Here is a 10,234-nt window from a genome sequence, read left to right on the forward strand (position 1 = left end):
AAAGATAAAGAAAATCCAGTAGATGTAAGACAATTTTTAACATTTCAAACTAAAAGTGGAAAAACTATGCACCTAATAGTGGATCACTCATCAAATCAAGATAATGTAAGGCTATTGACAGAAGTAGGAGAGCAAGACCTACTTAATATGATTGAATCAGAAGATAAAAATACTATAAAGGTTGAAGAGCCTAAGAAAGAAGAAGTAAAAAAAGAAGAACCTAAGGCTGTACCAGTAAAAGAAGAAAAGAAAAGTGGGATAGGTTCATTTCTAATTATTGCACTTGTAATTGGAGGAGTTGTAGGAGCAGGATATTATTTTAAAGTAGTCAAAGCTAAGGAAGATAGAATGTTGGAAGACTTTGAAGAAGATGATGAGGATTATATTAGTGAGTCAGAAGATGATGACGATGATGAAACTCACGAAGAATCTTTAGATGAAGATGATGAACTATTATAAGAATATTAAATTTAAGTACAATTGAACTTTTGTCCCAGATATGATATGATATTTGGGACAAAGGAGGATTGTAATGAGTTCATATACAGAAAAAATATCAAATAGAATAAATGATTTTGACTCACATAAAGTATTTTTTGCTAATGACTTTTTAGATATTGCTTCTTATGAAACTGCTAGAAAGACATTGAATAGAATGGTTAATGAAAGAAAAATTAAACGTGTAATTGATGGCTTTTATTACAATCCAAGATATAGCGAGTTAATTGGAGAGTATGAAGCAGTATCAATTCACGAATTAGCACTTGCCATAGCAAGAAAATATAATTGGAATATTGCACCATATAATAGTACAGCTTTAAACTTATTAGGACTTTCAACACAAGTTCCAACTCACTATAAATATATATCCAGTGGAAGATATAAGGAATATAAAATTGGGGATACGGTTTTAGAATTTAAAAAAGTAAATCCAGGAGAAATTGCCAATATGTCCTTAAAGACTGCAACAGTTATTCAAGCAATTAAGTCTTTAGGTAAAGAAAATATAACTAACGAAGTTATACAAAAGATAAGAGAAAATTTAACTGAAAAAGAAAGAACAGACTTAATGAATGAGTCAAAATCAGTTCCATCATGGATATATGAAGTAATAAGAGAAATTTGTGAGGGCAAAAATGAATAAGTTTTATATAGAAAACAAAGACGATTTAAGAGTTTTAATAGTAAATACAGCCAGAAAGAAAAATATATCTGAAGCAGTAATTGAAAAAGACTATTGGGTTACTTTTATCTTAGACTATCTATTTAATGAAAACAAATGGAAAGGTTATTTAACCTTTAAAGGTGGAACATCACTTTCAAAATGTTTTGGACTTATAGAAAGATTTTCTGAAGATATAGATCTAATCTTAGATTGGCGAGTATTAGGTTACGAAGAAAAAGAACCTTGGTTAGAAAGATCAAATACTAAACAGGATAAATTCAACAAAGAAGTCAATGAAAAGACAGAAGAATTTTTAAGAGATGAATTATTAAAAGTCTTAGAACAAGATTTCAAGGACATGGACTTTGAATTTATGATTGATACTCTTGATCCACAAACAATTCTATGTAAATATCCTAAAATCTTTGAATCTAATTATTTAACACAAAATATAAGGCTTGAAATAGGAAGCCTTGCAGCATGGACACCTGCAATTGATGTTGAAGTTTTGCCGATAATTAGCGAAGCCTACCCAAATATATTTAAAGAAAAAACTAATATAAGAACAGTATCAGCAGAGAGAACTTTTTGGGAAAAGGCAACAATACTTCATCACGAAGCAAATAGACCAGAATCTTCTCCTATGCCACATAGGTATGCAAGACATTTTTATGACCTATATAAAATAGCAAATTCAGATTTTAAAAACAAAGCCTTAGAGGACAAAGAATTACTAAAGAAAGTGACTGAATTTAAAATGAAATTCTACCCTAGAAAGTGGGCAAGGTATGAAGATACATTAAATGGTAGATTGAAGTTAGTTCCAAGAGAGTTTAGATTTTCTGAAATAGAAAAAGATTATAAGGCTATGGCAGAAATGATTTATGGAGACTATCCAAACTTTGAAGAGATTATAAAAGTTCTTCAAGAACTAGAAAAAGAAATTAATAAGTAATAGAATTCTTCCGAAAATAATACGATATTCGGGAGAAATATTTTGAGCGAGAGAGAAATCTTTCGCTCTTTTTTTATTTAAGGAGGTATTAATGAAGTTAGTAATAGCAGAAAAGCCAAGTGTAGCAGTTACAATTGCAAAAGTAATTGGAGCAAGAACAAGAAAAAACGGATATTATGAGGGGAATGGATACATTGTTTCTTGGTGTGTAGGTCATTTAATTCAAATGGCAAGTCCAGATAAGATAGACGAAAAATGGAAGAAATGGACAATAGACACTCTTCCTATAATCCCAGAAGAATATATTTATGAAGTATCTAAAAGCACTAAAAAACAATATGGAATTTTAAAGAAACTTTTAAACGATAAGAACATCGACACAGTTATAAATGCTTGTGATGCTGGAAGAGAGGGAGAACTTATTTTTAGGCTTGTATATAATCAAGCTAAATGTAAGAAGAAGATTCAAAGACTTTGGATATCTTCAATGGAAAACAAAGCTATTGAAGATGGCTTTAGAAATCTTAAAGACGGAGAAAACTTTGAAGACTTATATAGATCGGCAAGTGCAAGAGCAATTGCGGATTGGCTGGTAGGAATGAATTTAAGTAGGCTTTATTCTTGCATTTACAAGGAAACATATTCAGTCGGTAGAGTACAAACTCCAACTCTATATTTAATAGCTAAAAGGGATAGTGAAATAAACCTGTTTAAGAAGCAAAAATATTATACAGTTGACCTATCTTATGGAGGATTGAAGCTTGTATCTGATAGGATTGATAAAATTGAAGTTGCAGAGCAACTATTAAATCTACTAGAAGATGAAATAGTTATTACAGAGGTAGAAGATAAAGAAATAAGCACAAAACCAGATAAGCCTTATGATCTCACTACCTTACAAAGAGAAGCAAATAAATATTTTGGGTATTCAGCAAATGACACTTTAAACCTGGCACAAAGCTTGTACGAGAAGAAGCTAATCACATATCCAAGAACGGATAGCAGGTATTTAACCGATGATATGGTAAATACTATGAAAGAATTATTAGAAGGACTTGAAGAAGATTTTAAAATCAACGAATCAAACTTTAAGTCTATTTTTAATTCATCTAAGGTTACAGACCACTATGCGATTATTCCTACTATATCTGGCATTGGAAAAGCCAAAGGTCTATCTGATAAAGAAAGCAAAATCTATAATTTAATTAAGAATAAATTACTTGCTTCATGTTCGGGTAACTTAAAGGAATCTAGTAGAAAAATTAGATATGAATATGATAAATTTAACTTCAATGCAAGTGGCAAGACTGTAATCGATGAAGGTTATACAAAGTATCTAAAGATTTATGGAAAGGGAAAACAAGAAAATGAATTACCAGATATAAAGACTGGAGATAAAATTAAGCTAACTTCTAAAAACATATCGGAAAAATTTACAAAAGCTCCAGGTCATTATAATGAAAATACACTTTTAAAGGCTATGGAGAATGCAGGAGTAGAGTCTTTGGATAAAGAAATAGAAGTAGAAAGGAAAGGCTTAGGAACACCAGCAACAAGAGCAGGAATTATTGAAAATCTTATCCATAAGGACCTCATAAGAAGAGATAAGAAAAACTTACTTGTAACAGAAAAAGGCAATAGGCTTGTATCGATTGTAGAGGATAAGTTTAAATCAGCAGAAACAACATCTGAATGGGAAATGAAACTTGCAAAGATTAGCTCTGGTGAGGTAGATAAAGAAGACTTTTTAAGAGAAATAGAAGATAGTATAAGGGAGCTTGTAGGTAGGTACAAGAATAATCTAAATGAATAAGGTGAAAATATTAGAGCTTTTCGGTGGCATAGGTGCTATTAGAAAGGCTTTTATTAATTTAAAGATACCTTATGAAGTAGTTGATTATGTAGAAATAGATAAGGCTTGTGTTAAATCATACAATGCACTTTATGGAGAAGATTATAAGCCAAAATCAGTAGTAGGATATAAAGCTCCTAATGAGAAGATAGACTTAATTATGCATGGAAGTCCTTGCCAAGACTTTTCAAGAATAGGAAAAAAGCAGGGAGGAGTAAAGAATTCAGGAACTAGATCAAGCTTACTATTTGAAACAATTAGAATAATTAAAGAAATGAAAGAAAAACCTAAATGGATAATTTGGGAAAATGTAAAGGGAGTCCTTGATAGAAATATGAGGGACTCCTTTTTTATTTATCTAAAAGAGTTAGAGAGCCTAGGATATGAAAGCAAGTATGAAATCTTAAATGCAATGGACTTTGGCATACCTCAAAAAAGAGAAAGGATATTTGTTGTTTCATGTCTTGGAGCAAATAACTTTTCTTTTAATAAATTGGAGAGAAAAGAAACAAGACCACTAAGTGAATTTTTGGAAAAGGATGTAAGTGAACTTTACACCATGACCCAACCTTATATGCTGAAATTTTTAAATAAAGGTATAGACAACAGTTTTAGAGGGCGACTAAAAGTGATTAAAGATTTTTCTTATACTATTTCTACAAAACAGATGAGAGTACCTAATTCTGGAATAATAGATATTGGAAATGGTAAATATAGGTATTTAACAGAAAGAGAATGTTTAAGACTCATGGGTTTTGATGACATTGATATTAACAAACTAGAAGAAGCACATCCAAGAAGAAAAAATTGTACTTCAAGCAAGCTTTATAAGCAGGCCGGCAATTCTATTGTGGTTGATGTTTTAATGGCTATTATAAAAGAAATTCATAGAATGGAGGTAGGAAATGCAAGTAAATGATTTTAAGAATATACAAGAAGCTATAAAGTATGAAGTTTTGCAAGATGAAAAAGAATATTTAAAACTCTTAAAAGTTATAGGTAACAATCAGAAATATGATTTTTCTAGCCAATTGAGTATATATAACAAGGAACCTGAAGCTAGAGCTTGTGCGACTTTTGACATGTGGAAGAAATATTTTGGTCGAGTTGTTATGAGAGGTCAAAAGGGTATTCCAATTTTAGTTGGAAGTGATGTAAATCAAAGAGTTTCATATATTTTCGATATTAGTCAAACCACATCAATGGATAGGAATATCAATGAGGTTAGCTTATGGCAGTTTGATCACGAAAACCATAACGAGGCTTTAAAAGAAATAATAAATGCTTCTTCATTTGAAGCTAGTGATTCACTTAATGAAAATATATTTTCTTTAAGTCGAATTTATGGAGATGAATATATTAACTTGGCTCTTGCTGATTTAAGGATAGATATAGAGGATAGACTTAGCTTTGAAAAGTTTATGAGAGACTCAATATCCTATGCGGTAGCTAATAGGTTTAATACAGTCTACCCTATGGATATGGAAAATTTAAAAAATAATTTTTCTAGGATTAATACAATTTCTTTAGAGCAGATAGGTCTTGTAATATCAAGGGTTAGTGAAGATATTATAGATAGAACAATAGAAAAATCTAAGGAAATAGATCGTGCTAGGCTGCTGACAGAAAGGGCCGGTGGCGACTATAATAAAGATATAGAAAATATAAACGAAGATAGAGGAGGTAAAGATGATTTATATAGACGAGATGATAGTTCAAGAATTAGAGATGAACGAGTTTTCACAGATGGAAGCGACAGAAGAAATAGCAATGAAGATCGAAGAGAAAAACTTGGATATGATGGAGAAGGATCTGGAATTTATGGAGAGATTTCCGAATCCGACATACGCAGTTCTAAGACTGTCTTACCTAGTAGGGAGCGAGGACATGGAGAACTGGAAGAAACTTCAGGAAATGTACGAGGAGAAAACACTTTTGAACCATCTGAAGGAAATCCAGAATCAGGCAGTGGACTTTATCAAGAGAGAGAAAGTCAAAATGATGAAAGCACAAGGATTGACAGAGAAGATGATGAGAGAGAATCCAGAGGAATACCAAGGACAGATGAACAACTTGATGGCAACAGTCAAGAAAATGGCAACCAAGGAATACGTGGAAGCTTAGAAAACGAAATAAGCCAAGAAAAGGAAGCTGATGAAGCTTCTTTTTTTGATGGCAAAAACACTGAAAATAGAAAAGATTATTGGATTGTAGAATTTAATGAAAACCACGAATTAGTTCCCGATTATAGTGGGCAGATAGTAACTAAAGATTTAATTAATGTCCTAAGACAAAAAGATATTGATGTTAAAGACCATAATCAAACTCTTGGAGAAAATGAATTTGGAGAAATGACTGATGATTATATCGGATATTTCAAATTCTATTTTGACCACTATGTAGACGGAGAAGTTGTCGAGCATTATAGGGTTGACCTTGGTGATGGTGAAGAAGTAAATGAGCGTGAATTTTCATATTTAGAAGAACAAGTTGCACTAAGTGAGGAAAAATCATTAAAAGAAGAAACTCAGGAAAAGATAGAGCCTAAATTTAAGATAGGTGATCAGGTTAGATATAAAGATAAGGACTTTACTATTACAGATTTTGATGAACTAAGTGGAGGACTTAAAACTGTAACCATTAGAGATAATATGGAATATATGGGAGGTATGATTAGGGGTTCGGAAGTAATTCCATATAGAAACGATTCATACCTTGAAGAAATCTTTGAAAATCTAAGTCAAACATCAGAAAAACTAGCAGTAAAGGTTGGTAAGGAATTTATTTTCGAAGATGAGAATACCTTTGATGGAATTAACTTGATTGAAACAGGAACTAAGGTAGAAGTTAATGGGGAAGAATTTCCTTTATATAAGGGTGAAACATTTGAAGAAAGTAGAAAGATTGATGACCTTTTAGATAGTGGAAACTATGAGATATACAAATTATCTGACCATGAAAAACAAATTGAAAGACAAGTAGAACAAGAAAGCTTTATTGATAACCACAATCCTGAAATTGACCAAATGATGGATAGGTATGATGTGCCAAGACAAGCAGCCGAAAACTTATTGAGGGGTAAAGAAGATTTAAAGAATCTAGGCTATGAATCTAATAAGGAAAGACTAAGTTTTGCTAGAAATTATGACTTAAAAAATCATATCTACTCAGAATACCTTACACCATCAGAAAAGCTAGATAAAAATATAAAAGCTATTAAAATGCTAAAAAGACTTGAAAATGAAAATAGGAGTCCAAGAGAGTATGAACAAGCCTATCTTGCTGATTATCTAGGTTGGGGAGGTCTTGCCGATGTCTTTGATGAAGAAAAGGGAGGTCAATGGCTCGAAGCAAGAAACATTTTAAAAGAAAATCTAACAAATGAAGAGTATGTGAATGCTAAAGAGTCTACTTTAACATCGTTTTATACACCTAGAGAGGTAATGGATGGAATATATAAGACTCTAACAGATATGGGATTTAAGACTGGAAATATCCTTGAACCGTCTGCAGGAGTTGGTAACTTCATTGGTAATATGCCAAGTGAAATACAAGCGTCTAAAGTCTATGGAGTAGAAAAAGATAGCATAAGCGGAAGAATAGCAAGAGAGCTCTATCCTGAAGCTAATATTCAAATTAAAGGCTTTGAAGAAACAAACTTCTCAAATAACTTTTTCGATTTAGTTATAGGAAATGTTCCCTTTGGAGATTTTAAAGTTAACGATCGTGAATATAACAGAAATAATTTTCTGATTCACGATTATTTTTTTGCAAAGTCAATAGATAAGGTAAGAAATGGAGGAATTATCGCCTTCATAACTTCATCTGGAACTATGGATAAAAAAGATGAATCTGTTAGAAAATATATTAATGCAAGATGTGAGTTTTTAGGAGCTATGAGGCTTCCTAATACAACATTTAAAGGACTTGCTGGTACAGAAGTTACTTCAGATATTATTTTCTTAAAGAAGAGGGATTCAGTTATTGAAAGAGATGATGATTGGATACACCTAACAACTGATAATAAGGGTTTGACTTACAACAAATATTTCGTAGATAATCCTCAAATGGTACTAGGGGATATGAAAGAAGTATCTGGAAGATTTGGCAATACTATCACTTGTGATGCAAAAGAAGACGAAAATCTAAAAGATTTAATGGATCTTGCAAGTAAGGAAATATCTTCAAATGCAAAATATGAAGAGGTCGAACTATTGGAAGATGAAGAATTAAGTCTACCAGCAACAGATGATGTTAAAAATTTTTCCTATACCATTATTGATGAAGAGGTCTACCTAAGAGAAAACTCAGTCTTAATTAAGCAGAATATATCAGATAAAAACAAAGAAAAAATAAAAGATTATCTTGATGTAATGAATGCTTTGAAAGATGTAATAGAAAAACAAAAGGACGATTTTTCAGACGAAGAAATAAAAGAATCACAAGCAAAGTTAAATGAAGTCTATGATAACTTTTCAAAGAAACATGGCTTTATTAACTCCTTATCAAACACTAGAGCCTTAAAGGAAGACTCAAACTTTCCTTTGGTATCATCAATAGAAATACTTGATGATGAGGATAATTTCAAAGCAAAGAGTGATATATTCTCAAAAAGAACAATCACAAAGGCTAAGGTAGTAGACCATGTAGATACTTCCCTTGAAGCTTTAGTTTTATCAGTTTCACAAAAGGGATATGTAGATTTTGAATATATGGAATCTATCACTAATAAAGACAGGGATACCTTAATTGGTGAACTTGAGGGCGAGATATTTTTGGATATTAAGGACACAGACCTAATAAATAACAGAATGCCCTTTGAAAACTTTAATAATGACGATCCATTTCATTTTTCATATGTATCAGCTGATGAATATTTAAGTGGCAATATTAGAGAAAAAATTGGCTATCTCAATTCATATATAGGAGAAATCGAAAATGTAATAGATTTAGCACCTTCTGAAAAGAAAGATACATTATTAAACGAGTTAGGCAAACTCAAATATCAAAGAGAAAAATTACAAGAAGTTATGCCTGAAGAACTCACTGCTTCTGATATAAATGTAAGGTTAGGAGCAACTTGGATACCTCAAAAAGATATAGAAGACTTTACCTTTAATCTTTTAAAAACACCAGGTTATGATAGGTGGAATATAAATGTTAGGTTTTCACCACATACAAGTGAATGGAACATTGAAGGTAAAAGTGTTGACTCGACTAATGACCTTGCTAACATGACTTATGGTACAAGTAGAGTGAATGCCTATAAGCTAATTGAAAATGCCCTTAATCTAAAAGATACAAAGGTATTTGACCAAGTAATAAATGATGATGGTTCTAAGACTTCTGTATTGAATAAAAAAGAAACTATGCTTGCAAGTCAAAAGCAAGAGCTGATTAAAGAAGAATTTAAGAATTGGATATTTGAAGATCCTGATAGAAGATATAGGCTAGAGAAGATTTATAATGAAAAATTCAATTCAATTAGAAATAGAGAATTTGATGGTTCTAACTTAACTTTTGATGGAATGAATACTGAAATCAGACTACGAGAACATCAGAAAAATGCCATAGCAAGGACTTTATATGGTGGAAATACACTACTTGCCCATGTAGTAGGAGCAGGAAAAACTTTTGAAATGGTAGCTTCTGCTATGGAATCTAAAAAGTTAGGACTTGCAAGTAAATCATTATTTGTAGTTCCTAACCATCTAACTACTCAAATTGGTAGAGAGTTTATGCAATTATATCCGTCAGCAAACATTATGGTGGCCGATAAAAAAGACTTTCAACCAAAAAATAGAAAAAGATTTATTGGTAGGATTGCAACAGGAGAATATGATGCAGTCATCATAGGACACTCTCAATTTGAAAAAATACCAATGTCCAAGGAATACCAGGTAAGGCATATACAAGACCAAATAGATGATATAGTTTCCTTTATTGATGAGAACAAAAGAAATAGAGGAGAAAATTTCACAGTAAAACAACTGGAAAAGACAAAGAAGAAACTCTTGGTAAGACTTGAAAAGCTAAATGATGACTTTAAAAAAGATGATGTTATAACCTTTGAAGAACTAGGAGTAGATAAGTTATTTATAGACGAAGCTCATAATTACAAAAACTTATTCTTGCATACAAAGATGAGAAATGTTGCGGGTATCGGTCAAAGTGAAGCCTTTAAGTCTTCGGATATGTATATGAAATGTAGGTATATGGATGAAATGACAGATGGCAAGGGAGTTGTATTTGCTACTGGTAC

The 10,234-nt window shown here is 31.7% G+C and carries 5 protein-coding genes and 1 pseudogene; all 6 read left to right on the forward strand.

What is annotated here, in order from left to right; translation table 11 throughout:
- Positions 1-459 (forward strand): CD1107 family mobile element protein (locus tag J2Z38_RS10250; RefSeq protein WP_209775185.1); only part of this gene is annotated, 459 nt, incomplete at its 5' end.
- A gap of 73 nt (positions 460-532) precedes the next feature.
- Positions 533-1,144: a DUF6088 family protein gene (locus J2Z38_RS10255; protein ID WP_209775187.1), complete on the forward strand. Its 612-nt coding sequence runs from the start codon at positions 533-535 to the stop codon at positions 1,142-1,144.
- On the forward strand, positions 1,137-2,120 hold the full coding sequence (locus tag J2Z38_RS10260) for a nucleotidyl transferase AbiEii/AbiGii toxin family protein (protein ID WP_209775189.1): 984 nt from the start codon (positions 1,137-1,139) through the stop codon (positions 2,118-2,120). Before J2Z38_RS10255 ends, J2Z38_RS10260 begins: the two co-directional genes overlap by 8 nt.
- A 91-nt stretch (positions 2,121-2,211) precedes the next feature.
- Positions 2,212-3,933 (forward strand): DNA topoisomerase 3, encoded by a 1,722-nt coding sequence (locus J2Z38_RS10265; protein WP_209775191.1) that lies wholly within the window; start codon positions 2,212-2,214, stop codon positions 3,931-3,933.
- On the forward strand, positions 3,926-4,891 hold the full coding sequence (locus J2Z38_RS10270) for a DNA cytosine methyltransferase (protein WP_209775192.1): 966 nt from the start codon (positions 3,926-3,928) through the stop codon (positions 4,889-4,891). The genes J2Z38_RS10265 and J2Z38_RS10270 overlap by 8 nt, the downstream gene beginning before the upstream one ends.
- Before the next feature lie 1,633 nt (positions 4,892-6,524).
- Positions 6,525-10,234, forward strand: a pseudogene (locus J2Z38_RS10275) (Eco57I restriction-modification methylase domain-containing protein); the annotation flags it as partial.

Origin of the sequence: Anaerococcus degeneri, assembly GCF_017874475.1 — a bacterium.
Lineage (GTDB): Bacteria > Bacillota > Clostridia > Tissierellales > Peptoniphilaceae > Anaerococcus > Anaerococcus degeneri.

Excerpts from the sequence above, each read along its gene's own strand:
- J2Z38_RS10260 (WP_209775189.1), top strand. The coding sequence starts at position 1,137 with ATGAATAAGTTTTATATAGAAAACAAAGACGATTTAAGAGTTTTAATA.
- J2Z38_RS10270 (WP_209775192.1), top strand. The coding sequence starts at position 3,926 with ATGAATAAGGTGAAAATATTAGAGCTTTTCGGTGGCATAGGTGCTATT.
- J2Z38_RS10255 (WP_209775187.1), top strand. The coding sequence starts at position 533 with ATGAGTTCATATACAGAAAAAATATCAAATAGAATAAATGATTTTGAC.
- J2Z38_RS10265 (WP_209775191.1), top strand. The coding sequence starts at position 2,212 with ATGAAGTTAGTAATAGCAGAAAAGCCAAGTGTAGCAGTTACAATTGCA.